Consider the following 24,257-nt stretch of genomic DNA (forward strand, 5'->3'; position numbering starts at 1 on the left):
CTCCACCCACCCCCTCCAGGCCACCCCCACGTCACAGGAGTCCCCGTGCAGAACAACGGACAGCTCTCCCGGCGCCAGATACTCGCCGCCGCCGGATTCCTCGGCCTCGCCACCCTCACCGGCTGCGGCAGCGGCGGCGACGGCGAGGACACCAAGGACCTGTCGAAGAAGCGCGACGGCGCCATGAAGAACTACCGTGCCGGACAGCAGTTCAAGGCCACCGAGCCGCTCACCTTCACCGTCCTGCACAACGACAACCCGGTCTACCCGTCGAAGAAGAGCTGGCTGTTCTGGAAGGAGCTCACCCGGCGCACCGGCGTCACCCTGGACGCCACCCCGGTCCCGCTGAGCGACTACGAGAAGAAGCGCAGCCTCCTCATCGGCGCGGGCGACGCCCCGCTGCTCATCCCCAAGACCTACCCGGGCGCGGAGACCGCCTTCGTCTCCTCCGGCGCGATCCTGCCGGTCAGCGAGTACACCGACCTGATGCCCAACTTCCAGGAGAAGGTGAAGAGATGGAACCTCCAGCCGGAGGTCGACTCGCTGCGCCAGTCCGACGGCCGCTCCTACCTGCTCCCCGGCCTGCACGAGAAGGTGCGCCAGCAGTACTCGCTGTCCTTCCGCACCGACATCCTGACCAAGCACGGCCTCGCCCTGCCCACCACCTGGGGCGAGGTGTACACGACCCTGAAGGCGCTCCGTGAGGAGTACCCGGACCGCTACCCGCTCACCGACCGGTGGAGCACCAACACCCCGTTCCCGGCGGGCGCGCTGTTCCAGTACCTCGGTCAGGCGCACGGCGTCCGCGCCGGCTGGTCGTACCTCAACACCACCTGGGACGCCACAGCGGAGAAGTTCGTCTTCACCGGCGCCACCGACGCCTTCCGCCAGGTCGTGGAGTACCTGCGCAAGCTGGTCGCGGAGAAGCTGATGGACCCGGAGAGCTTCACCCAGACCGACGAAGAGGCGGTGAAGAAGCTGCTGGGGGAGAAGTCCTTCGCGATCAGCGCCAACGCGCAGGAGCTGGTGCAGAACTACCGCTACAACCTCCAGCGGCAGGTCAAGGGAGCCACCATCGAGATGATCCCGGTACCGCTCGGCCCGGCGGGCCCCGTCGTCATGGGAGGCGGACGGCTGGAGAACGGCATGATGATCTCCAGCAAGGCGCTGGAGCGGGACGACTTCGTCGCCCTGATGCAGTTCGTGGACTGGCTCTGGTACTCCGACGCCGGCCAGGAGTTCTGCAAGTGGGGCGTGGAGAACACCACGTTCACCCGCTCCGGCGCGGGCTACCGGCTCAAGCCCGGCATCTCCCTCATGGGCTCCGACCCGGGCGCCCCGAAGGACCTGCAGAAGGACTTCGGCTTCTTCAACGGCGTGTTCACCTACGGTGGCAGCTGGGCCCTGGTCTCCTCGTCCTTCAGCCCGGACGAGAAGAAGTTCACCGACGTGATGGCCGCCCGCAAGGAGCTGCCCGTCGACCCGCCGCACCCGCTGCGCGCCGAGGAGCAGGAGCAGGCCACCCTCTGGGACACCCCGCTGAAGGACCACGTCACCCAGAACGCCCTGCGCTTCGTCCTCGGCAAACGCCCCCTCTCCGAGTGGGACGACTACGTCAAGGAGCTCAAGGCGAAGAACATGGACCGCTACATCGAGCTGCACAACCAGGCGTACGAGCGGTTCCAGAAGGAGAACGCGTGATCCACGTGCCCGCGGAGTCCGTCGGCCGGCTGTCCGACGCCTGGCGCGCCTGCGTCGGAACCGGCCGGCTCGACCTCGCCCTGCGCCGCGACTACCAGGACTCCCTCGCCATCCTCCAGCGCGACATCGGCTTCCGCCATCTGCGCGGCCACGGCCTGCTCAGCGACGGCATGGGCGTCCACCGTCCCTACGAGTGGCAGGGCGCCCGCCGCACCCACCACTCGTTCACCTACCTCGACCAGGTGCTCGACGCGCTCCTCGCCACCGGCATCCGCCCCTTCCTCGAACTCGGCTTCATGCCGCGGGAGATGGCGTCGGGCACGCAGACGGTGTTCTGGTGGGAGGGCAACGTCACCCCGCCCGCCGACGAGAAGGAGTGGACCCGCCTGGTGCGCGCGGTCCTCACCCACCTGATCGACCGCTACGGCCTCGACGAGGTGCGCACCTGGCCCGTCGAGGTGTGGAACGAGCCGGACCTGCCCCCGTTCTGGCAGGACGCCGACGAGGCGGCCTACCACCGGCTGTACGAGGCGACGGCGCACACCGTGAAGGAGGTGGACGCGGAGCTGGCGGTCGGCGGGCCCGCGCTGTCCCCGGCCGCCGACGGCTGGCTGGAGCGGTTCGCCGAGTTCGCCGAACGCCGGGACGTGCCCGTGGACTTCGTGTCCCGGCACGCCTACGCCTCCGGGCCCGCGCAGGACGTCCCGTTCGGCACCCACCAGACCCTCGCCCCGGCGAGCACCCTCCTCGACCAGTTCGCCCAGCCGCGTGCCGCCCTCGCGGGCACCCGCCTGGCCGGACTCCCGGTCCACATCACGGAGTTCAACTCCTCCTACCGGCCGGACAACCTGATCCACGACACCACGTTCCACGCCGCCTACCTCGCCCCCGTGGTGGCATCGGGCGGTGACCACGCCGACTCCTTCTCCTACTGGACGTTCAGCGACGTCTTCGAGGAGACCGGCATCCCCACCGCCCTGTTCCACGGCGGCTTCGGCCTGCTCACCCACCGCCAGATCCGCAAACCCACCTACCACCTGTACGCGTTCATGGCGCGGATGGGGGAGGAGCAACTGGCGTGCGGTGACGATCACTTGGTGACCCGGCACGCGGACGGGCGGATCACCGTCCTCGCCTGGGCCCCCGTCGACCCCACAGGGCGGACACCGGGCCCGGACCGGCACACCCTGCGCCTGTCCCTCCCCGCGCGGGGCGGCGAGCTGTTCGTGCGCCGCTCCTCCGTCGACGAGGAGCGCGGCAACGCCTACACCGCCTGGCGGCACATGGGCTCCCCCCGCTCCCCGCGCCCCGCGCAGCTCGACATCCTGCACGAGGCCTCCGAGCCCGCCCGCAGCCACTCCCGGCTCCCCGTCGAGGACGGCCGGACGGACCTCACCCTCACCCTGGCCCGTCACGAGGTCACCCTCGTCGAGCTGACCCCCGTGGACGACGAGACCCCGCCCTGGTGGGACGAGCGGCGGCTGCTCGGCGGGGAGGCGCCATGAGCACCGTACGCGCCGACGCCTTCGGCACCGGCCCGCTGTCCCGGGCCGCCGCCCTGATCCACACGCTCGTCACCGTCGAGGCCCTGCTGCTGCTCACCGCGGCGCCGGGCCTCGCCGGTCTCTTCCTGGTCACCCCCGACCCGGCCAACCTGCCGCTCGCCGCCCTCTGCCTGCTGCCGCTCGGCCCGTCCGCCGCCGCGGCCCTCTACGCCCTGCACCACCGCGGCGGCGACCTCACCGAACTCCGCCCGTCGAGCGCCTTCCTGCGCGGCTGGCGCATGAACGCCGTGCCCGCGCTGAAGCTGTGGGCGCCGCTGCTCGGCTGGCTCACGGTGATCGCGTTCACCCTCACCCACTTCCCGGCGACCGGACTGCCCGGCTGGTGGGCGTTCCTGCTCGCCGTGATCGGCGTGGGAAGCCTGCTGTGGGGCGCCCACGCGCTGGTGCTGACCGCCCTGTTCACCTTCCGCGCCCGGGACACCGCTCGCCTCGCCGCGTACTTCCTGGCGAAGCAGCCGCGTTCCACCCTGGGCGCCCTGTCCCTGCTGATCCTCACGGCTGCCGCCACCGCCCTGCTCACGGAGGCCCTGCCCGCCCTGTTCGCCGCGCCGCTGCTGCTGTCGCTGCTGCACGCCGGCCGCCCGGTGGTCGAGGAGACCCGGGACCACTTCACGGCCTGAGGCCGCGCGGGCGCTCAGTGGATCGTGCGCCCGTGCGCGTCCGGCACCCCGGACTTGCGCAGGAAGTAGCTGTTGATCTGGTCCCGCCACTCCCGCGCACTGCGCAGCTGCTCCTCGAACCGCTCCGCCACCCGCGCGTGCCGCTCCGGCTCCACCAGGTTCGCGAGGCCCGCCCACACCCGGCGGGCCTCCTCGGCCTCCTCCACGCCCTCGAAATGGGTGTCGTAGATGTGCTGGATCACCGTCTTCCCGCTGTGCAGCACATGGCCGTACGGGACGTGGTGGAAGAACAGCAGCAGCTCGTCGGGGCAGGTGCCGGGGGACTCGTAGAGCTTCGCCCACGGCTCGGCGTACTGGCCCGCGTAGCCGGTGCCGGTCGCCACGGAGCGGTCGACGCCGACGCCGTCCCGGTCGGCGAAGTGGTAGGTGCCCCAGGGGCTGTACTCGTAGCCGTCCACGCTCGGCCCGTAGTGATGGCCCGGCTGCACCATGAAGCCCACCCCGAGCGGCGCCGTGTACTTCTCGTACGTCCCCCAGGAGCCGTCCAGGACCGCGTGCAGCCCCTCGGCCAGCCGGCCGGGGCTGCCAGGGTGCGTCAGCGCGATCCACTCGTCGAGGACGGACCGCGGGTCCGCCGCCGGGTCCCACGCCAGCCGTCCGAAGGTGTACAGGTTCGCCTGGGCGAGGGGGTGCCCGGTCCAGAAGCGGTCGTCGCCGGCGTTGGGCACCGCGACCAGACCGTCCGCGAGCCGCCCCGCGGGCACCTCCCCGTCCGGGCGGAACCGCAGCACCTCGCTCCACATCGGGCCCAGCCAGCACGCGTGCTTCTGCTGCCCGGTGTACTCCTGCGTGACCTGGAGCTCCACCGCGAGCCGGGTGTCCGGCATCGCGCCGATCAGCGGCGAGACCGGCTCACGCACCTGGAAGTCCATCGGCCCGTGCTTCACCTGGAGCACCGCGTTGTCCGCGAACTCCCCGTCCAGCGGCGTGAAGTGGTCGTACGCGGCCCGCGCCCGGTCGGTCGAGCGGTCCCGCCAGTCCTGGCGGTGGTCGTAGACGAACGCCCGCCAGTGCACCGTGCCGCCGTGCGGCTCCAGCGCGGCCGCGAGCATGTTCGCGCCGTCGGCGTGCGAGCGGCCGTAGGCGAAGGGGCCCGGCTGGCCTTCGGAGTCGGCCTTCACGACGTACCCGCCGAAGTCGGGGACGGCCTCGTACACGCGGGCGGTCGTCGCAGCCCACCAGGCGCGCACGGCCGGGTCCAGCGGGTCGGCGGTGGGCAGCCCGCCCAGCAGGATCGGCGCGGCGAAGCTGACCGAGAGGTGCGTGCGGACGCCGTACGGCCGCAGAGCGCCGGCGATCGCGGCCACGTCCCCGATCCGGTCGGTCAGCAGCCGCGCCTCCGTGGCGTGCACGTTGACGTTGTTGACGGCGACGGCGTTGATCCCGCACGCGGCCAGCAGCCTCCCGTACGCCCGCACCCGGGCGAGGTCGCCGCGTGCCACGCCGTCCGCCCAGAACAGGGAGCCGCCCGCGTAACCGCGCTCCACCTGGCCCATCACCGGGTGCACGGCCACGTTGTCCCAGTGGTCCAGCATGCGCGTGGCGAGGGCCGGGCGGTGCGTGCGCGACGCCAGGTCCCCGGCGAAGGCGCCCTCGCCGAGCCGCACCACGTGGAACAGCCCGTACAGCAGCCCCCGCCCGCCGGACGCGGTCACCGTCGTGACCCCGTCACGGCGCTCGAGCGTGTAGCCCTCGTCGGACGAGTCCTCGCCGGTCAGGTCGAGGACCAACTCCGCCGCGTCCCCGTCCCGCACCACCTCGCCGCCGAACCGGGCGCAGACGCCGACGAGTTCGGCGCGCACCGTGTCCTTCAGCGGATCGGGGCCGCCCCGGACGAGTGAACGGCGGGCGCCGACCGCGCGGAACGCGGCGTCGGGCAGCCAGGCGGCGTCGAAGTTCCCCGAGTCCGTCATGGCCCCATTCTCGTGCACAGGGCGCTCCGGAGGTACCCGTGGTGATCGCGAAATCCCCCCGCGGTCACGGAAAGGGCGGCCACGGAAAGGGCGGGCACGGAAAGGCGGGCCCGGACCAGGTCCGGACCCGCCAGGCGAGCGTCGGTCAGCTCAGCAGCTCCACCTCCGCCAGCGTCGCCTCACCGGTCAGCACCAGCCGGTAGTGCGCGTACGGCTGAGGCTTCGCCACCGAGAAGACGCGGGTCTGCTTGTCCCAGCGGAAGGACTCGTCCGCCCGCCGGTCCACGTCCTGCCACGTCTTCCCGTCCGCGGAGCCCTGGAGCACCCAGCCGGTGGGCGCCTTGGCGGCCTGAGCGGAGGTCAGCGTGTACTGCACCGCCGTGGCGGCCTTCTCCACGGGCAGCTCGACCTCGGTCACCGCACCGCTGGTCTCCGAGGTGTTGTCGAACAGCGGGCCCTCGCCCTTCACCGCGTCCTCGCGCGGGGCGGGCACCTCGTCGTCCTGGGTGATCGACACCGGCGCGGCGTTCTTGCCGGTGCCCCACGCCGACGGGCGCGGACCCATGTCGAACTCGAGCACGCCCCCCTTGGCGATCGCCGAGTGCGGCAGCGCCGTGGAGTTCCACTTCTTGCCGTTGACCTTCAGGCCCTGCACGTACACGTTCTTCGCGCTGTTCTTCGGCGCCTTGACGACCAGGTCGCGGCCGTTCTCCAGGTGCACGGTGACCTTGGTGAACAGCGGGGAGCCGATGGCGTACTCGCCGCTGCCCATCACCAGCGGGTAGAAGCCGAGCGAGGAGAACAGGTACCAGGCGGACTGCTCGCCGTTGTCCTCGTCGCCGTGGTAGCCCTGCCCGATCTCGCTGCCCGTGTACAGGCGGGACAGCACCTCGCGCACGTTCGCCTGCGTCTTCCAGGGCTGCCCGGCCGCGTCGTACATGTACAGGGCGTGGTGGGCCACCTGGTTGGAGTGGCCGTACATGCCCATGCGGACGTCGCGCGCCTCGATCATCTCGTGGATGACGCCGCCGTAGGAGCCCTTGAGGTCCGGGGAGGCCGTCTCGGGCGTGGAGAGGTACTCGTCGAGCTTGTCGGCGAGGCCCTTGCGCCCGCCGTACAGGTTGGCGAGGCCCCGGCTGTCCTGCGCGGCGGTGAACGCGTAGCCCCAGCCGTTGGTCTCCGTGTAGTCGTAGCCCCACACCCGGGGGTCGTACGCGGAGGACTTCACCCGCCAGTCGCCCTTGAGGTCACGGCCCTGGAAGAAGCCGGCCTCGGGGTCGAACAGGTTGACGTAGTCCTGCGCCCGGTTCAGGAAGTACGCCGACTCCTCCTGGTAGCGCTTGTCGCCGGTCTTCCTGTAGAGCGCCTCGCCCATCTTGGCGATGCCGTAGTCGTTGAGGTAGCCCTCCAGGGCCCAGGAGAGGCCCTCGTGGGTCTCGGTGCTGGTGTAGCCGAGGAACGGCGAGGTCGCCATGCCCTTGCGGCCCACACCGGACGACGGGGGCACCACGGTGGCGTTCTTCAGCGCCGCGTCGTACGCGGCCTTCGCGTCGAAGGTGTCGACGCCCTTGACGTAGGCGTCCGCGAAGGCGACGTCCGAGGAGGTGCCCGTCATCAGGTCCGCGTAGCCGGGGGAGGACCAGCGGGAGGTCCAGCCGCCGTCCTTGTAGTGCTGCACGAACCCGTCGACCAGCTCACCTGCCTTGGTGGGCGTGAGGAAGGAGTACGCCGGCCAGGTCGTCCGGTAGGTGTCCCAGAAGCCGTTGTTGACGTACACCTTGCCGTCCACGATCTTCGCGCCCGTGTGGGCCGGCGTGTCCGGCTCCGGCATCCGCGAGAACGGCGAGGCGTACTTGTACGTCCCGTCGACCTTCTCGAAGCCCGAGTTCGGGTACAGGTACAGCCGGTACAGGCTGGAGTAGAGCGTGGTCAGCTGGTCCGTCGTGGCGCCCTCGACCTCGACCTTGCCGAGGATGCGGTCCCACTGCTTCCGTGCGTCCCGCTTGACGTCGTCGAACGAGGTCTTGCGGCCGATCTCCTGGCGCAGGTTGTCCTTCGCCTGGTCCACGCTGATCAGCGAGGTGGCCAGGCGCAGGGTGACCGTGCGGTCCTTGCCCGCGTCGAAGCTCAGATGGCCGCGCTCGCCCTCGGAGTCGCCGCCGGTGACCTTCCTGTCGAACTCGCCGTAGACGAACAGGCGGGTCGCGCCGGTGGACAGACCGGACTTGACGTCCGAGAAGGCGGTGAAGGAGGAGCCCTCCTTGTCCAGCGTCAGCCCCGCCTCGTCGGTGACGTTGTCGAAGATCACGCTCGCGTCGTCACCGGGGAAGGTGAAGCGCATCATCGCCGCGTGGTCCGTCGGCGCCATCTCGGCCTTCACGCCGTTCTCGAACCGGACCCCGTAGTAGTACGGCCTGGCGGTCTCGTTCTCGTGCCGGAAGGCCAGCTCGCGCGCGTCACGGCCGGTCTCCGGGGTGCCCTCGGCGGCCGACGGCATCACCTGGAAGGTCTGCCGGTCGCCCATCCACGGGCTCGGCTCGTGGCTCGCGCTGAACGCCTGGACCGTCGGCAGGTTGTCGTCGTTGTTGCCCGCCGCGTACTCGTACAGCCAGCTCTTGGAACCGGCGTTGGTCACCGGGGTCCAGAAGTTGAAACCGTGCGGCACCGCCGTCGCCGGGAAGGTGTTGCCGCGCGAGAAGCTGCCGCTGGAGTTGGTGCCGCGGGTGGTCACCGCATAGTCCGACAGATGCGCCTTCGGCGGCTCGGGCCGCACCTCCTTCAGGGCCACGTCGTCCAGCCAGCCGCGGAACTTCGCCGGGCCCTTGGGGGAGTCGTACGCCACCAGGATCCGGTCCACGGTCTTGCCGCGGGCCACCGAGCCGATCCGGGAGACCACGTTGTTCCACTGGTTGACGTACAGCACCTTCGACTCGCCCTGCCCGCGCGGGGTGAGCGGGAAGCCGTGCTGGTCGGTGGCGCGCAGGTCGCTCAGATAGGTGCCGTCGGTGAAGGCGAGGTCGACGGCGACGTTCGTGGCGTCGTAGTCGAGGTCGCCGTCCGCCATCGACGGGAAGACCCGGTAGGACAGCTGGGTGTCCCGCTCGACCTTCACATGGACGTCGAACACCTTGTTGTACGAGTACGCCCGCCCGTCGGCGAGATGCCGGCCCGCGTAACGCAGCGCCCGCACACCGGTGAAGCCCGCCCGCGCCTTGGCGGTCGGGGAGCCGGTCGGGCCGCGGTCCACCAGCGACAGCATGTCCTCGGGCACCGGCTGGTCCTCGCCGCCGGCCGCGAACTGCACATCGGCGAGCTGCACTATGTTGCCGCTGCCGTTCTTGGTGATCTCCAGCCGGAAGTGCCGGTACTCACCGACGACGGACTTCTCCAGCGCGTACGTCTTGGTCTGGAAGCGCTCCTCGAACGTCTCACCTGCGCGGGTGTCGAGGGTCGTCCAGTCCTCGCCGTCGGCGGAGCCCTTGAGGACCCAGTCGCGCGGGTCCCGCTCGTCGTGGTCGTTGGCGGAGGTGAGCGCGTACCGCTGCACCTCGACCGGCGCGTCGAAGTCGAACTCCACCCAGGCGGTGGGCTCGAACGCCAGCCACTTGGTGCTGGACAGGCTGTCGACGAGGTGCTCCTTCACCTCCCGGCCGTCGGTGTTCTCCGCGCTCGCGCGGACCTCCGTCACATGGTCGGTGACATTGCCGGGGATTCCGGCGCTGTACCCGCCGTTCACGCCGGAGGCGCGCTTGCCGCCGCCGCGCGTGGTCTCCACGGTGTTCAGCCAGTCCGGGGCGGGGTCCCCGGACTCGAACGACGAGGAGAACTCCCGGTCGGTCCTCGGCGGCGCCTCGGGGAGCGCCACGGCGACGCCCTGCGAGCCCGCGGCCAAAGCGAAGGCGGTCGTCGCGACGACCGCCGTTCCCCATCTGTGCCGAACCCTCTGTTGCATGCGCGAGCACCCTTCCTGCGCTGGACAACGTTGTCAATTGCAGTGCGCAAGGACCAGTAGTGGGTCAAGTGGCGTGTGATGTCAAGGGGTTGATTGTGGCATTCGCAAGCGATGGCGGGGACTTTTCCGTTGCGTAAGGTGCCCGAGGCTCTTATTTCCGCGAGGTCTCAACTCGGAAAAGACGTATGGGGAACCTTGCATTCGATCTTGCTCCGTCGGCGTGAAGTGGACTATACCTGTCGGCACTCCGGGGCAATCTTCACCGCACCCGACCAGTACCAGCCGCATTTCCTGCACGACCCAGCTTGACCCGAACGCGGTGCCGGGAAAGATCCGGTTCACCGCCTGAGTCCTGGAGAAGGCGAGGACTTGAGCATGGGATCCACCACCGGCGTGGGCCACCGCGATCCGGTCAGCCGGAGCGCGACAGCCGCTCCGGCCCCGGCGACCGTTGTGCCGGCATCGCTCAGCTGATCACCGGCGCCGCACCGAGGCTCCGAGACGACGGCGACAACGCCCCACGTACGGCCGGCGCACCACGGTCCGGCCACGGCGGGCGCACACGCAGCACACCCGTACCGATCCAACCGATCAGTGAGGATGCAGAGATGACCATTCGTGCCGGATCTCTTGACAGGCGGACGCTCCTGCGCGGGGCCATCGCCACCGCGGCGGTGGGCTCCTTCGCGGTCGCGTGCAGCTCTCCCTCCGGCAAGGACGGCGACGGCGACAGCGGGCCGAAGGGCGAGAAGAGCGCCACCAATCCGTTCGGCGTCGCCGCCAACTCCACGGTCGAGGCGGCCATCTTCGACGGCGGCTACGGCACCGACTACGTCGACTACACCAACCAGGTGCTCGGCGGCCAGGTCAAGGGCCTCAAGGTCAAGGTCGAGCCGGTCGTCGACATCGCCCCCCAGCTCCAGCCCCGCTTCGTCGGCGGCAACCCGCCGGACCTCATCGACAACTCCGGTGAGGACCAGATCGGCTTCCTCGGCATCCTCGACCAGCTGGAGGAGCTCGACGACCTCTTCGAGGCCAACACCTACGAGGGCAAGAAGATCGCCGACATCGTCTACCCCGGCGTCAAGGCCCCCGGCACGTTCCGGGACAAGTTCGTCGCGCTCAACTACGTGATGACCGTGTACGGCGTCTGGTACTCGAAGTCGCTCTTCGAGGAGAACGGCTGGACCCCGCCGAAGACCTGGGACGAGGCGCTCGACCTGGGCCAGCAGGCGAAGAAGAAGGGCAAGTACCTCTTCGTCCACGGCAAGGAGGCGGCGACCTACTACCGCACGCTCCTGATCGACTCGGCGATCAAGGAGGGCGGCGACGAGGTCCGGCTCGCCCTGGAGAACCTGGAGAAGGGCTGTTGGTCGCACCCGGCCGTCCAGGGCGTCATCAAGGTCATGGAGACCATGGTCAAGCAGAAGATGTTCGTCCCCGGCGGCTCCGGCACCCAGTTCCAGAAGGCGCAGGCGATCTGGAGCAACGACCAGAAGGCGCTGCTCTACCCGTCCGGCGGCTGGATCGAGAACGAGATGAAGAAGGCCACCAAGGCCGACTTCCAGATGACCGGCTTCCCGTCGATGACGCTCACCGACAAGCCGACGCTGCCCTACGAGTCGCTCCGCGCGGCCGCCGGCGAGCCGTTCATCGTGCCCAGGCAGGGCAAGAACCCGGCCGGCGGCAAGGAGGTGCTGCGGGCGATGCTGTCGGAGAAGGCGGCCGCCAACTTCTCCAGGACGAAGCTGGCCCCGACCATCGTCAAGGGCACCGTGCCCGCCGACGGTTACGGATCGACGGCGCTCGTCTCGCAGACGAAGATGCTGGAGGCCGCGGGCACCAACATCTTCAACTACATGTTCGTCGAGACCTACGGTCTGAACACCGACCAGCTGGTGCCGTTCAACTCGTTCCTCGCCGGCGACATCGACGGCAAGGGGCTGACCTCGGCCCTGCAGAAGATCTCCGACAAGGTCCGGGAGGACGACTCCGTCGACAAGGTCAAGGTCAGCTAGCACCGCGATGAAGGACACGACCCCCATTGCCAAGACCGCGAGCCGCCGGCCGAAGCCGGCCGCTCGCGGCGGGCGGCCACGGCGCCGCAAACTCACCTTCGACCGGGTGACGTTCTTCCTCGCGTTCCTCGGCGTCCCGCTGGCCATCTTCGTGATCTTCGTCCTGATCCCGTTCGGCGAGGCGATCTTCTGGGGGATGACCGACTGGCGTGGCTTCAGCCCGGACTACAACTTCGTCGGCTTCGACAACTTCACGAAGATGTTCCAGGACGACGTCTTCCTGAAGGCGCTGCGCAACGTCGCACTCCTCGCGGTCTTCGTGCCGCTGGTGACGCTGACGCTCGCCCTCGGGGTCGCCGTGGCCATCACCCTCGGCGGGCCCAGCAAGGGCCCCGTCCGAGGGATCCGGGGAGCGTCGTTCTACCGGATCGTCTCGTTCTTCCCCTACGTCGTGCCGGCGATCATCGTCGGTCTGATCTGGGCGCAGATGTACGACCCCAACGCCGGGCTGCTCAACGGCGTCCTCACGGGCCTCGGCCTCGACCGGTTCGACACGTTCGCGTGGCTGGGCGAGAAGGCGACGGCGATGCCGTCCGTCATGTTCGTCATCGTCTGGGGCCTCGTCGGGTTCTACGCGGTGCTCTTCATCGCCGCGATCAAGGGCGTCCCCGCCGAGCTGTACGAGGCAGCGAGGATCGACGGGGCCGGCCGGCTGCGCACGACGGTCTCGATCACCCTGCCGGCGATCCGGGACAGCGTGCAGACGGCATACATCTACCTGGGCATCGCCGCCCTCGACGCGTTCGTCTACGTCCAGGCGATGGTGCCGAACGGCGGCCCGGACAACTCGACCCTGACGATCAGCCAGCGTCTGTTCAACGTCGCCTTCGCCAAGCAGCAGTTCGGCTACGCCACCGCGATGGGCGTCGTCCTCGCCGTCGTCACCCTGGTGTTCGCGGCGCTGGTGTTCCTCGTCAACCGCCTCACGGGCGGCGGCGAGGGCGAGAGCAAGAGGAAAGCACCTGGGGCGAGAGCTCGGCGTGCCGCAGCCAAGGGAGGTGCCGGGTGAGCGTCGTCGCCGCCGACCGGAAGACGGCCAGTGACCGTGAACCGGCGAAGGACCGGAAGCTGACGCGTGTCGCCGCGGGCGGCGACCGCAGATTCGCGGCGATCTCGCACGCCCTGCTGATCCTGTGGTCCGTGATCGTGATCGTGCCCATGCTCTGGGTGCTGATGTCGTCGTTCAAATCGACCGGCGAGATCCTTTCGTCGCCGTTCTCGCTCCCCGATCACTGGCGGATCGAGAATTACGCGAACGCGTGGACCGACGCGAGCATCGGGAAGTACTTCCTGAATTCCGTGATCGTCGTGGTCTCGGCACTGATCCTGGTGATGCTGCTCGGTGCGATGTGCGCCTACATTCTCGCCCGGTTCGAGTTCCCCGGCCGCCGGCTGATCTACTACGTCATGCTCGCGGGACTGACTTTCCCGGTCTTTCTGGCGATCGTTCCGCTCTTCTTCCAGTTGCAGAACTTCGGGCTGCTGAACACGCGTCTCGGGCTGATCCTCACCTATGTCGCGTTCGCGCTGCCGTTCACGATGTTCTTCCTCTACGCGTTCTTCCGGTCGCTGCCGCACGACGTGTACGAGGCCGCGCTGATCGACGGCGCCGGGGACTGGCGGGCGTTCTTCCAGGTGATGCTGCCGATGGCCCGTCCGGGCATGGCGGCGGTGGCGATCTTCAACTTCCTGGGCCTGTGGAACCAGTTCCTGCTGCCGGTGGCGCTCAACACCGACCACGACATGTGGGTCCTCACCCAGGGCATGGCCGCCTACGCGTCCTCGCAGGTCTACGACATCGACTACGGCGCGCTGTTCGCGGCGATCGTGATCACCGTGGTGCCCGTACTGATCGTGTACTGCGTCTTCCAGCGGCGGATCGCCGGCTCGGTGTCGCAGGGCACCTTCCGCTGACGCCCGCCGCCGCTCCACCCGTCGTACGCAGGGGTCCGGCCCCGGAGAGACAGCTCTCCGGGGCCGGACCCCTGCGGCGCACCAACGGTAGTCGGCCGGACACGGCCAGGAACCGATTTCTGTCAAGGTCTTGACGTCACCGTGCGATTCAGCGGACTTTGGAGTTCATAACTTGTACAAGGCCTTCGTCGCCCCCTGGGTGACGCGGGCCAGGGATGAGGGTGAGAGTCAATGGAGACTCCGGGGTCGCAGTCGTCGCTGCACCGAGCCAACCTGGAGCGGGTCGTCCGAGCGGTACGTCTGGCGGGCTCCCTGACCCAGGCGGAGATCGCGAGGACGACCGGCCTGTCCGCGGCCACGGTCTCCAACATCGTCCGGGAGCTGAAGGACGGCGGCACGGTCGAGGTGACCCCCACGTCGGCGGGGGGACGCCGGGCCCGCAGCGTATCGCTGAGCGGGGACGCCGGCATCGTGATCGGGGTCGACTTCGGCCATACCCACCTACGGGTCGCGGTGGGCAACCTCGCGCACCAGGTGCTCGCGGAGGAGTCCGAACCGCTGGACGTGGACGCCTCCTCGACGCAGGGCTTCGACCGGGCGGAACAGCTGGTCAACCGCCTGATCGAGGCCACCGGCGTGGACCGGTCCAAGGTCGCCGGCGTCGGTCTCGGCGTGCCCGGACCGATCGACGTGGAGTCCGGCACCCTCGGCTCCACCGCTATCCTGCCCGGCTGGTCCGGCACCCGTCCCGCCGAGGAGCTGCGGGGGCGGCTCGGCGTGCCGGTGCACGTGGACAACGACGCCAACCTGGGCGCCCTCGGCGAGATGGTCTGGGGGAGCGGCCGGGGCGTGCGCGACCTGGCGTACATCAAGGTCGCCAGCGGTGTCGGCGCGGGCCTGGTGATCAGCGGGAAGATCTACCGGGGTCCCGGCGGCACGGCGGGCGAGATCGGGCACATCACCCTGGACGAGTCCGGCCCGGTCTGCCGCTGCGGCAACCGCGGCTGCCTGGAGACCTTCACGGCCGCCCGCTACGTGCTGCCGCTGCTCCAGCCCAGTCACGGCACGGATCTGACCATGGAGGGCGTCGTACGGATGGCCAGGGACGGCGATCCGGGGTGCCGCCGGGTCGTCGCCGACGTGGGCCGCCACATCGGCAGCGGTGTAGCCAATCTGTGCAACCTCCTGAACCCGAGCCGGGTCGTGCTCGGCGGCGATCTCGCGGAGGCCGGGGAGCTGGTCCTGGGCCCCATAAGGGAGTCCGTGGGACGCTATGCCATCCCCAGTGCCGCGCGCCAACTGTCGGTGCTTCCAGGGGCACTTGGCGGCCGTGCGGAGGTGCTCGGCGCCCTCGCGCTGGCGCTGAGCGAGATGGGCGATTCGACCCTTCTGGACGGCACGGCGACGGGGTCCCTCGCCGTGTCCGCCCCTGCCTTCACTTAGAGAACGGATGGCACCGTTGCCATCTCGTTAAGGATTTACTTCTTGACGTCGCACGTGCGGCCGAGTTGACTTCCAGCCACCTCGGCCGCAACGACGCGGCCTCGTCAGGGAGGTTTGTAGAAGTGAACACGCGTATGCGTCGTGCTGCCTTCGCCATCGCCGCCGGTGCGATGGCCGTCTCGCTCGCCGCCTGTGGCAGCGCCGCCGAGTCCGGCGACAAGAGCGACTCGGGCGACTCCGCCGCCAAGGGCGACAACATCAAGGTCGGTCTGCTCCTGCCGGAGAACCAGACCGCGCGGTACGAGAAGCTCGACAAGCCCTTGATCGAGAAGAAGGTCAAGGAGCTCACGAACAACAAGGGCGAGGTCGTCTACGCCAACGCCAAGCAGGACGCCAGCCTGCAGAACCAGCAGGTCGACACGATGGTGACCAACAAGGTCGACGTGCTCATCGTGGACGCGGTGGACTCCAAGGCCATCGCCGGCTCCGTGAAGAAGGCCAAGGACGCCGGCATCCCGGTCGTGGCCTACGACCGCCTCGCCGAGGGCCCGATCGACGCCTACACGTCGTTCGACAACGTGACCGTCGGCAAGACGCAGGGCGAGGCCCTGCTGCAGGCGCTGGGCGCGAAGGCCAAGAGCGGCCAGATCGTCATGATGAACGGCTCCTCCACCGACCCGAACGCCGCCATGTTCAAGGAGGGCGCGCACTCCGTCCTCGACGGCAAGGTCAAGATCGGGCGCGAGTACGACACCAAGGAGTGGAAGCCCGAGAACGCCAACGCCAACATGGAGGGCGCCATCTCCGCCCTCGGCAAGGACAAGATCGTCGGCGTCTACTCCGCCAACGACGGCATGGCGGGCGGCATCATCACCGCCCTCAAGGCCGCCGGCCTGAAGAACATCCCGGTCACCGGCCAGGACGCCGAACTCGCGGGCGTGCAGCGCATCGTGACCGGTGAGCAGTACATGTCCGTCTACAAGCCGTACCCGCAGGAGGCGAACGTCGCCGCGGAGATGGCCGTCGCGCTGGCCCAGGGCAAGTCGCTGGACTCCATCGCCAAGGACAAGGTCGACAGCCCCACCGACAAGGGGATCCCGTCGGTGATCGTCCCGGTCGTCTCGCTGACCAAGGACAACATCAACGACACCGTGATCAAGGACGGCATCTACACCGTCCAGGAGATCTGCACGGGCAAGTACAAGGCCGCCTGCGACAAGATCGGCCTCAAGTAAGCAGTCCCGCATCCCGTGACCGAGGGGAGTCCGCAGACCCGGACTCCCCCGACGGGACGACTGCCCAGCGCTTCCGCCGGCGCCCCGCACACACCAGCCCCGCAAGCTACGCGGGGCGCCGGACGGAACAACCCCCCCCAATCCCTTGCACAACCTCCCGCCGGGTCAGGCGGCGAAGGAGATGGTTCACGTGTCCGCTACGCCCGTGCTGGCGTTGCGCGGGGTCTCCAAGCGGTTCGGTGCCGTCCAGGCGCTCACCGACGTCGAGCTTGAGGTCCACGCCGGTGAAGTGGTCGCCCTGGTGGGCGACAACGGCGCCGGAAAGTCCACGCTGGTCAAGACGATCGCCGGCGTGCATCCCATCGATGAGGGCGTCATCGAGTGGGACGGCAAGGCCGTACAGATCAACAAGCCGCACGACGCCCAGAACCTGGGCATCGCGACGGTGTACCAGGACCTCGCGCTGTGCGACAACATCGACGTCGTCGGCAACCTCTACCTGGGCCGGGAGCTGCGCAGGCGCGGCGTCCTGGACGAGGTGGAGATGGAGCGCCGCTCCCGCGAGCTCCTCGACACCCTGTCGATCCGCATCCCCAGCGTCCGTATCCCGATCGCCTCGCTGTCCGGTGGCCAGCGCCAGGTGGTCGCCATCGCCCGGTCCATGCTCGGCGAGCCCAAGCTGGTCATCCTGGACGAGCCCACGGCGGCCCTCGGCGTCGAGCAGACCGCGCAGGTCCTCGACCTGGTCGAGCGGCTGCGCGAGCGCGGCCACGCGGTCATCCTCATCAGCCACAACATGGCGGACGTGAAGGCCGTGGCGGACAAGGTCGCCGTCCTGCGCCTCGGGCGCAACAACGGCGTCTTCGAGGTCAAGTCGACCTCGCAGGAAGAAATCATCTCCGCCATCACGGGCGCCACGGACAACGCCGTGACCCGTCGTGCGGCGCGCACCAATGGGGAGATCAAGAAGTGAGCACCGAGAAGACCTCCACCCCCACCGCCGAGGAACACTCCGTGGCGAACCCGGACGCGGCCGCCAAGGCGGTCACCGCGGTCGACCCCCGGCTGCTGGTGCGCGAGCAGGGCCTGCTGGGCTACTGGAACGAGTTCAAGCGGAAGATGAAGGCGGGTGACCTCGGCTCCATCCCCGTGGTGGTCGGCCTCCTGGTCATCTGGGCCATCTTCACCAGCCTGAACGGCAACTTCCTCACCGCCGGCAACTTCTCCGACATGTCCGTCGCGATGGTCGGCACCGGCATGATCGCCGTCGGCATCGTCTTCGTCCTGCTGCTCGGCGAGATCGACCTGTCGGTCGGCTCCGTCAGCGGTGTCGCGGGCGCCACGTTCGCCGTGCTGAACATCACGCACGGCATGAACGAGATACTCGCCCTCGTGCTGGCGATCCTCACCGGCACGGTCGCCGGCGCGATCCACGGCTTCATCTTCGCCCGGATCGGCGTGCCCGCCTTCGCCGTCACCCTGGCCGGCCTGCTGTTCTGGCAGGGCTTCATGCTCCAGATCCTCGGTGACAACGGCACCATCAACCTGGACTCCGAGGGCCTGGTCGTCAAGCTGACCAGCTACTACTTCAGCGACGTGGCCGCCGCGTACGGTCTGGCGCTGTTCGCGACCGTGGCGTACTTCCTCGCCTCGTTCTTCGACAACCGCCGCCGTGAGGCCGCCGGGGTGCCCTCGCGCCCGCTGAACGAGATCATCGTCCGCACGGCGCTGCTCGCGATCCTGGCCTTCGCCGTCGCGATCGTGTTCAACCAGTACAAGGGCCTGCCGCTGGCCGTGGTGATCTTCCTGGCCTTCCTGGTCCTCACGGACTTCGTGCTGCGCCGCACCTCCTACGGCCGCAAGGTGTTCGCGCTCGGCGGCAGCGTCGAGGCGTCCCGCCGCGCGGGTATCAACGTCGAGCTGATCCGGATCTCGGTCTTCGCGATCGCCGGTACGTTCGCCGCGATGGGCGGTCTGTTCGTGGCGTCGAAGATCGCCTCCGCGAACCAGGGCGCCGGTACCGGTGAGTTCCTGATGAACGTCATCGCGGCCGCGGTGATCGGTGGTACGTCGCTGTTCGGCGGCCGTGGGCGTACGTGGGACGCGCTGCTGGGTGTGATGGTGATCGTGTCCATCCAGTACGGACTGGCGCTGGAGGGCATCGCCTCTCCGGTGCAGTACATGATCACCGGTGGTGTTCTGCTGGCGACGGTCGTCATCGACGCCGTCACCCGGAAGACGCAGAAGACCGCGGGGCGGGCCTAGGCCTAGTCGTTCGGCTGCGGGACCGTCTCGGCTGGTCGAGCCCGCGCGGCGGAGCCGCACATCGATACGGTCCCGCGCCCCTTGAGGGGTGACCTGTGCCCGGTGCCTTCTCGGTGCCGGGCACAGGTGCGTCTTACGGGGGTACTGGCCGAACGGGTGATGTACGACGCACTGCCCCGGGAACGATCGGTTGAGCGGAAGATTAGACTCGACCCGCCCGGCAACAGCTCGATCAGCTCTACTGCAAGGAGGCACGGGTGCCGCTGCTGACCCGCATCAGGGGACCGCGCGATCTGGACCGGCTCACCCTCGAGGAGCTCGACCAGCTGGCCGGGGAGATCCGGACCTTCCTCGTCGACGCGGTCTCCAAGACCGGCGGCCACCTCGGCCCCAACCTCGGTGTGGTGGAGCTCACCATCGCCCTGCACCGGGTCTTCGAGTCCCCGAAGGACAAGGTCCTCTGGGACACCGGCCACCAGTCGTACGTGCACAAGCTGCTGACCGGCCGGCAGGACTTCTCCCGGCTGAAGATGAAGGGCGGCCTGTCCGGCTACCCCTCGCAGGCGGAGTCCGAGCACGACGTCATCGAGAACAGCCACGCCTCCACGGTGCTCGGCTGGGCCGACGGCATCGCCAAGGCCAACCAGCTGCTGAAGCGGGACGACAGCCACGTCGTCGCGGTCATCGGCGACGGCGCCCTCACCGGCGGCATGGCCTGGGAGGCGCTCAACAACATCGCCGACGCCAAGGACCGCCCGCTGGTCATCGTCGTCAACGACAACGAGCGCTCCTACTCGCCCACCATCGGCGGCCTGGCGAACCACCTGGCGACCTTGCGCACCACCGACGGCTACGAGCGCTTCCTGACCCGCACCAAGGACCTCCTGGAGCGCACTCCGGTCGTCGGCCAGGCCCTCTACGACACCCTGCACGGCGCGAAGAAGGGCCTCAAGGACTTCATCGCCCCGCAGGGCATGTTCGAGGACCTCGGCCTGAAGTACGTCGGCCCGATCGACGGCCACGACATCGAGGCCCTGGAGTCCGCGCTGGCCCGCGCCAAGCGGTTCAACGGCCCGGTCATCGTCCACTGCCTCACCGAGAAGGGCCGCGGCTACCAGCCCGCCCTCCAGGACGAGGCGGACCGCTTCCACGCCGTCGGCAAGATCCACCCCGACACGGGCCTGCCGATCGCCACCTCCGGCGCCGACTGGACGTCCGTCTTCGGCGAGGAGATGGTCAAGCTCGGCGAGGAGCGCGAGGACGTCGTCGCCATCACGGCCGCCATGCTCCAGCCGGTCGGCCTGGACAAGTTCGCCAAGCGCTTCCCCGACCGCGTCTACGACGTCGGCATCGCCGAGCAGCACGGCGCCGTCTCCGCCGCCGGCCTCGCCCACGCGGGCGTGCACCCGGTCTTCGCCGTGTACGCCACCTTCCTGAACCGCGCCTTCGACCAGGTGCTCATGGACGTCGCCCTGCACAAGTGCGGCGTGACGTTCGTGCTGGACCGGGCCGGCATCACCGGCACCGACGGCGCCTCCCACAACGGCATGTGGGACATGTCGATCCTCCAGGTCGTGCCCGGCCTCCGGCTCGCCGCCCCGCGCGACGCCGACCAGGTCCGCGCCCAGCTCCGCGAGGCCGTTGCCGTCGACGACGCGCCCACCGTGGTGCGCTTCTCCAAGGGCGCCGTCGGCCCCGCCGTGCCCGCCGTGGGCCGCGTCGGCGGCATGGACGTGCTGCGCGAGCCCGGTACCGACACGCCCGACGTGCTGCTGGTCTCCGTGGGCGCGCTCGCCCCGATGTGCCTGGAGATCGCCTCGCTGCTGGACCGGCAGGGCATCTCCACCACCGTCGTCGACCCGCGCTGGGTCAAGCCCGTCGACGAGGCCATGGCCCCGCTCGCGGCCAAGCACCGCGTCGTCGTCACCGTCGAGGACAACTCGCGCGTCGGCGGCGTCGGCTCCGCCGTCGCCCAGGCGCTGCGCGACGCCGGGGTGGACATGCCGCTGCGCGACTTCGGCATCCCGCCGCGCTTCCTCGACCATGCCTCGCGCGCCGAGGTCATGGCGGAGATCGGGCTGACCGCCCCGGACGTCGCCCGCCAGGTCACCGGCCTGGTGGCGAAGCTGGACGGGAAGTACGAGCGGTCCTCCGCGGACGCCGTCGACTCCGTGGAGCCCGCCAGGGACTGACCCGCCGCCACGCGCGACACGCCGTCACGGGGCGGTCGTGCGGGCGTAGCCCGGATGGGCCGTGCGGGCCACTGTGAAGAGTGGCGCGCGCGGCCCGTTCGCGTGAAGGCGCCCGCGCCGGGGCATACGCATCACGCCCCCTCTCGATCATGTCGAGGACGACAAGCGTGGGAGGTACCCGTGACAAGCCCCCTCTTCCGGACGAAGAAGGTCGAGCAGTCCATCCGCGACACCGAGGAGCCCGAGCACGCCCTCAAGAAGTCCCTGTCCGCGCTGGATCTGACCGTCTTCGGTGTCGGTGTCATCATCGGCACCGGCATCTTCGTCCTCACCGGCACCGTCGCCAAGGACAACGCCGGTCCGGCCACCGCCCTCGCGTTCGTGGTGGCCGGTGTCGTCTGCGCGCTGGCCGCGCTCTGCTACGCCGAGTTCGCCTCCACCGTCCCCGTGGCGGGCTCCGCGTACACGTTCTCGTACGCCTCTCTGGGTGAGCTGCCGGCCTGGACCATCGGCTGGGACCTGGTCCTGGAGTTCGCGCTCGGCACGGCGGTGGTGGCCGTCGGCTGGTCCGGCTACATCCAGTCGCTGATGGACAACGCCGGGTGGCAGATGCCCGCCGCGCTCGGCAGCCGTGAGGGCTCCGACGTGTTCGGCTTCGACATCCTCGCCGCCGTCCTGGTGCTGGTCCTCACCGGCATCCTGGTCCTCGGCATGAAGCTGTCCGCCCGGGTCACCACCGTCGTCGTCGCCGTCAAGGTGACCGTGGTCCTCGTCGTGATCATCGCCGGGGCCTTCTTCATCACCGCCGACAACTACGACCCGTTCATCCCGAAGTCCGAGCCCGTACCGGCCGGTCAGAGCCTCGACTCCCCGCTCATCCAGCTCATCTTCGGCTGGGCCCCGTCCAACTTCGGTGTGATGGGCATCTTCACCGCCGCCTCGGTGGTGTTCTTCGCGTTCATCGGCTTCGACATCGTCGCCACGGCCGCCGAGGAGACCCGCAACCCGCAGCGCGACATGCCGCGCGGCATCCTCGGCTCGCTGTTCATCTGCACCCTGCTGTACGTCCTGGTGTCGCTCGTCGTCACCGGTATGCAGCACTACAGCGAACTGTCGGTGGACGCCCCGCTCGCGGACGCGTTCAAGGCCACCGGGCATCCCTGGTTCGCCGGCTTCATCAGCTTCGGCGCCGCCGTCGGCCTGACGACCGTCTGCATGATCCTGCTGCTCGGCCAGACCCGGGTCTTCTTCGCGATGAGCCGCGACGGGCTGCTGCCCACCTTCTTCTCCCGGGTCCACCCGCGCTTCCGCACCCCGCACCGGCCGACGATCCTGCTCGGCGTCCTCATCGCCGTGCTGGCCGGCTTCACCCCGCTTAACGAACTGGCGGCGCTGGTGAACATCGGCACGCTGTTCGCGTTCGTCGTCGTCGCGATCAGTGTGATCATCCTCCGCCGCACCCGCCCCGACCTGCACCGCGCGTTCCGCACCCCGTGGGTGCCGGCGCTGCCGATCGTGTCGGTGGCCGCCTCGGTGTGGCTGATGCTCAACCTGCCGGCGGAGACGTGGGTCCGGTTCGGCATCTGGATGGCGATCGGCTTCGTCGTGTACTTCCTGTACAGCCGGACGCACAGCCGGATGGCGAAGGGGGAGGACACGACGTCACCGGCGGCCTGACCGCCGGACGGTCCCGCGGCCCCGTGCTCCCGGCCTGACCGGGGGTGCGGGGCCTTCACGCGAGGTGGCGTGAGGTGACCGGCTCAGTCGGTCCCGGGGCGGCGCGGCGCGGGCCGTACGGTACGCGGCCCGGCGACGTCGGCGCCCAGCTCCTCCACCCGGCGGCGCAGCTCGCGGTCGGCCGTGACGACGAGGACCGGACGGTCGCCCGCCTCCGCCACCAGGGCGACCATGTGGTCGTCCCCGCTGCCGGGCGCGGCCGCCACCCGGACGCCCGGGACCGGCTCCACACCCCGGGCCGCGCCCTCCACCACCAGCACGATCTCCACGGGCCCGGCGTGCCCGGGCACCCCCTGGGCCGCGAGATGGTCCCGCAGCCGCTCGGCGGCGCCACGGCGGTCCCGCCACCATCCGTCGGGCACGGACCCCACGACGTTCGCGGCGTCGACGATCACGAGCAGGGAACCGGCGTCTTCCATACGGTCAGGGTCCCACGCAAGCCCGGGCAATACCCCCGCGGGGGAGGCCGTACGGCGGGATCCCGCGTCCACGGCACGCACCGCAGTGCGTAAGGTGAACAGGTGAACGGCGACTGGCTTCTCCGCGGCCGCGACGGCCGCCTCACCGTCTATCTGAAATCGGACGACGCCGTCCTGTGCCGCGCGGAAACAGCACCCGGCGGCCCCTGGGAGCCCTTCCGCCGGGCCGGCGGCGACCTGGGGCTCCAGCAGGGACCCGCGGCCGTGGGACAGGGCGCGGACGGGTACGCCCATCTGGCCGCGTGGCGGCAGGCGGGGCCGGGGGAGTCCCGGTTGGTGCACTGCACGCACTTCCGGCCGCTGCTCGCCCCGCTGGACTGGTCCCCGGTGGGCCACCCCAACGGCAAGGGCGACCGCACGGGCACGCCCGCGGTGGCCGTGGACGACCGCAGGCGCGCGTACGTCTTCGTGCGCAACGCGGGCGGCGGGGTCAGCCTGCTGGTGCAGAAGGAGCGGGGCGGCTGGTACCCGTGGCGGGATCTGAAGGGCTCCGGCGTCCAGGACCAACTGGCCGCCGCGAGCCGGGAGTCGGGCCTGGTGGAGGTCTACGCGTCCACGCCGGAGCGAATACTCCACTGGCGTCAGGAGGAGCCCGGCAGGACGCCCACGCGGGACGAGACGGCGGACGTGGCCGCCCGCCCCGGCACCCTGCGCGCGCTGCGCACGTCCGCCGAGCGGACCACCCTCTTCTTCACCGGCCAGGACGGCGAGTTGTGGTCCTGGCGGCCCGGCAACAAGCCGGTGCCGGTGCTCCAGGCGGCGGGCCCCGGCCCGGTCGCGGCGGTGCGCTGCGAGATAGACGGCCACGACTGCACGGTGCTGGCGCAGCGCGCGGCGAGCGGCAGGGTGGCGTTCGCCGCGTACCCCACGGAGCAGGAACAGGCGGGCGCCTGGTGGACCGAGTCCGGCCCGCCCCTCCCGCCCACGGCGGAGGTCGCCCTGGCGGTCGACGCCCAGGGCACCTTGGTCGCCGCGACCCTCGACCCGGTGACGTCGACGCTCCGCGTCACGCGGCGGAAGGAGGAGGCGGGGCTGGCGCTGGAGGGGTGGCGGGAGGTCTGAGACCCCGCCGGGAGACGCCGGAACCGGCGTCTCCCGACCCA

16 protein-coding genes are annotated in these 24,257 nt (G+C 69.9%); 13 read left to right on the forward strand and 3 right to left on the reverse strand.

Going from position 1 to position 24,257, the window contains the following annotated elements; translation table 11 throughout:
* Window positions 1-45: 45 nt before the first annotated feature.
* The 3 genes from AY578_RS25810 to AY578_RS25820 are packed head-to-tail and all read left to right on the forward strand — an operon-like array spanning window position 46 to window position 3,886.
* Window positions 46-1,701 (forward strand): ABC transporter substrate-binding protein, encoded by a 1,656-nt coding sequence (locus AY578_RS25810; protein ID WP_215188195.1) that lies wholly within the window; start codon window positions 46-48, stop codon window positions 1,699-1,701.
* On the forward strand, window positions 1,698-3,206 hold the full coding sequence (locus AY578_RS25815; RefSeq protein ID WP_258905704.1) for a GH39 family glycosyl hydrolase: 1,509 nt from the start codon (window positions 1,698-1,700) through the stop codon (window positions 3,204-3,206). Before AY578_RS25810 ends, AY578_RS25815 begins: the two co-directional genes overlap by 4 nt.
* Complete coding sequence (locus AY578_RS25820) at window positions 3,203-3,886, forward strand: hypothetical protein (protein ID WP_019523492.1); 684 nt, start codon at window positions 3,203-3,205, stop codon at window positions 3,884-3,886. Before AY578_RS25815 ends, AY578_RS25820 begins: the two co-directional genes overlap by 4 nt.
* A 14-nt stretch (window positions 3,887-3,900) precedes the next feature.
* Here AY578_RS25820 and AY578_RS25825 read toward each other — a convergent pair whose 3' ends face one another.
* Window positions 3,901-5,859 carry an alpha-glucuronidase gene (locus AY578_RS25825; protein ID WP_258905706.1) on the reverse strand — a complete coding sequence of 653 codons (1,959 nt, stop codon included), beginning with the start codon at window positions 5,857-5,859 and terminating at the stop codon, window positions 3,901-3,903.
* A gap of 145 nt (window positions 5,860-6,004) precedes the next feature.
* On the reverse strand, window positions 6,005-9,811 hold the full coding sequence (locus AY578_RS25830; RefSeq protein ID WP_258905708.1) for a GH92 family glycosyl hydrolase: 3,807 nt from the start codon (window positions 9,809-9,811) through the stop codon (window positions 6,005-6,007).
* A gap of 674 nt (window positions 9,812-10,485) precedes the next feature.
* Here AY578_RS25830 and ngcE point away from each other — a divergent pair.
* The 9 genes from ngcE (at window position 10,486) to AY578_RS25875 (ending at window position 22,615) form a co-directional block, all read left to right on the forward strand.
* A complete protein-coding gene (ngcE, locus tag AY578_RS25835; RefSeq protein WP_019523489.1) occupies window positions 10,486-11,829 on the forward strand; it encodes an N-acetylglucosamine/diacetylchitobiose ABC transporter substrate-binding protein in 1,344 nt (447 codons plus the stop codon).
* Window positions 11,830-11,836: 7 nt separating this feature from the next.
* On the forward strand, window positions 11,837-12,898 hold the full coding sequence (locus AY578_RS25840) for a carbohydrate ABC transporter permease (RefSeq protein WP_019523488.1): 1,062 nt from the start codon (window positions 11,837-11,839) through the stop codon (window positions 12,896-12,898).
* Window positions 12,895-13,803 (forward strand): carbohydrate ABC transporter permease, encoded by a 909-nt coding sequence (locus tag AY578_RS25845; protein WP_019523487.1) that lies wholly within the window; start codon window positions 12,895-12,897, stop codon window positions 13,801-13,803. The genes AY578_RS25840 and AY578_RS25845 overlap by 4 nt, the downstream gene beginning before the upstream one ends.
* A 231-nt stretch (window positions 13,804-14,034) precedes the next feature.
* The gene (locus AY578_RS25850; protein ID WP_019523486.1) at window positions 14,035-15,246 is read left to right on the forward strand and encodes an ROK family transcriptional regulator; all 1,212 of its coding nucleotides are present in this window, start codon (window positions 14,035-14,037) and stop codon (window positions 15,244-15,246) included.
* Window positions 15,247-15,380: 134 nt separating this feature from the next.
* Window positions 15,381-16,481, forward strand: coding sequence for an ABC transporter substrate-binding protein (locus tag AY578_RS25855; RefSeq protein ID WP_019523485.1), 1,101 nt, complete (start codon window positions 15,381-15,383; stop codon window positions 16,479-16,481).
* 181 nt (window positions 16,482-16,662) lie between these two features.
* On the forward strand, window positions 16,663-17,454 hold the full coding sequence (locus AY578_RS25860) for an ATP-binding cassette domain-containing protein (RefSeq protein ID WP_026243626.1): 792 nt from the start codon (window positions 16,663-16,665) through the stop codon (window positions 17,452-17,454).
* Window positions 17,451-18,746, forward strand: coding sequence for a sugar ABC transporter permease (locus AY578_RS25865; RefSeq protein WP_019523483.1), 1,296 nt, complete (start codon window positions 17,451-17,453; stop codon window positions 18,744-18,746). Before AY578_RS25860 ends, AY578_RS25865 begins: the two co-directional genes overlap by 4 nt.
* 257 nt (window positions 18,747-19,003) lie before the next feature.
* Window positions 19,004-20,938: a 1-deoxy-D-xylulose-5-phosphate synthase gene (dxs, locus tag AY578_RS25870; protein ID WP_019523482.1), complete on the forward strand. Its 1,935-nt coding sequence runs from the start codon at window positions 19,004-19,006 to the stop codon at window positions 20,936-20,938.
* Between the two features lie 180 nt (window positions 20,939-21,118).
* Window positions 21,119-22,615 (forward strand): amino acid permease, encoded by a 1,497-nt coding sequence (locus AY578_RS25875; RefSeq protein ID WP_019523481.1) that lies wholly within the window; start codon window positions 21,119-21,121, stop codon window positions 22,613-22,615.
* Between the two features lie 83 nt (window positions 22,616-22,698).
* On the opposite strand, the gene AY578_RS25880 is transcribed toward AY578_RS25875, so the two are convergent.
* Window positions 22,699-23,094, reverse strand: a complete 396-nt coding sequence (locus AY578_RS25880) for a PIN domain-containing protein (protein ID WP_136238057.1) — start codon at window positions 23,092-23,094, stop codon at window positions 22,699-22,701.
* 102 nt (window positions 23,095-23,196) lie between these two features.
* Between AY578_RS25880 and AY578_RS25885 the strand changes: the two genes are divergently transcribed.
* Complete coding sequence (locus tag AY578_RS25885; protein WP_019523479.1) at window positions 23,197-24,216, forward strand: PLL family lectin; 1,020 nt, start codon at window positions 23,197-23,199, stop codon at window positions 24,214-24,216.
* The last annotated feature ends 41 nt before the right edge of the window (window positions 24,217-24,257 follow it).

The organism is Streptomyces thermocarboxydus (genome assembly GCF_024760485.1).
Taxonomy (GTDB): domain Bacteria; phylum Actinomycetota; class Actinomycetes; order Streptomycetales; family Streptomycetaceae; genus Streptomyces; species Streptomyces cellulosae.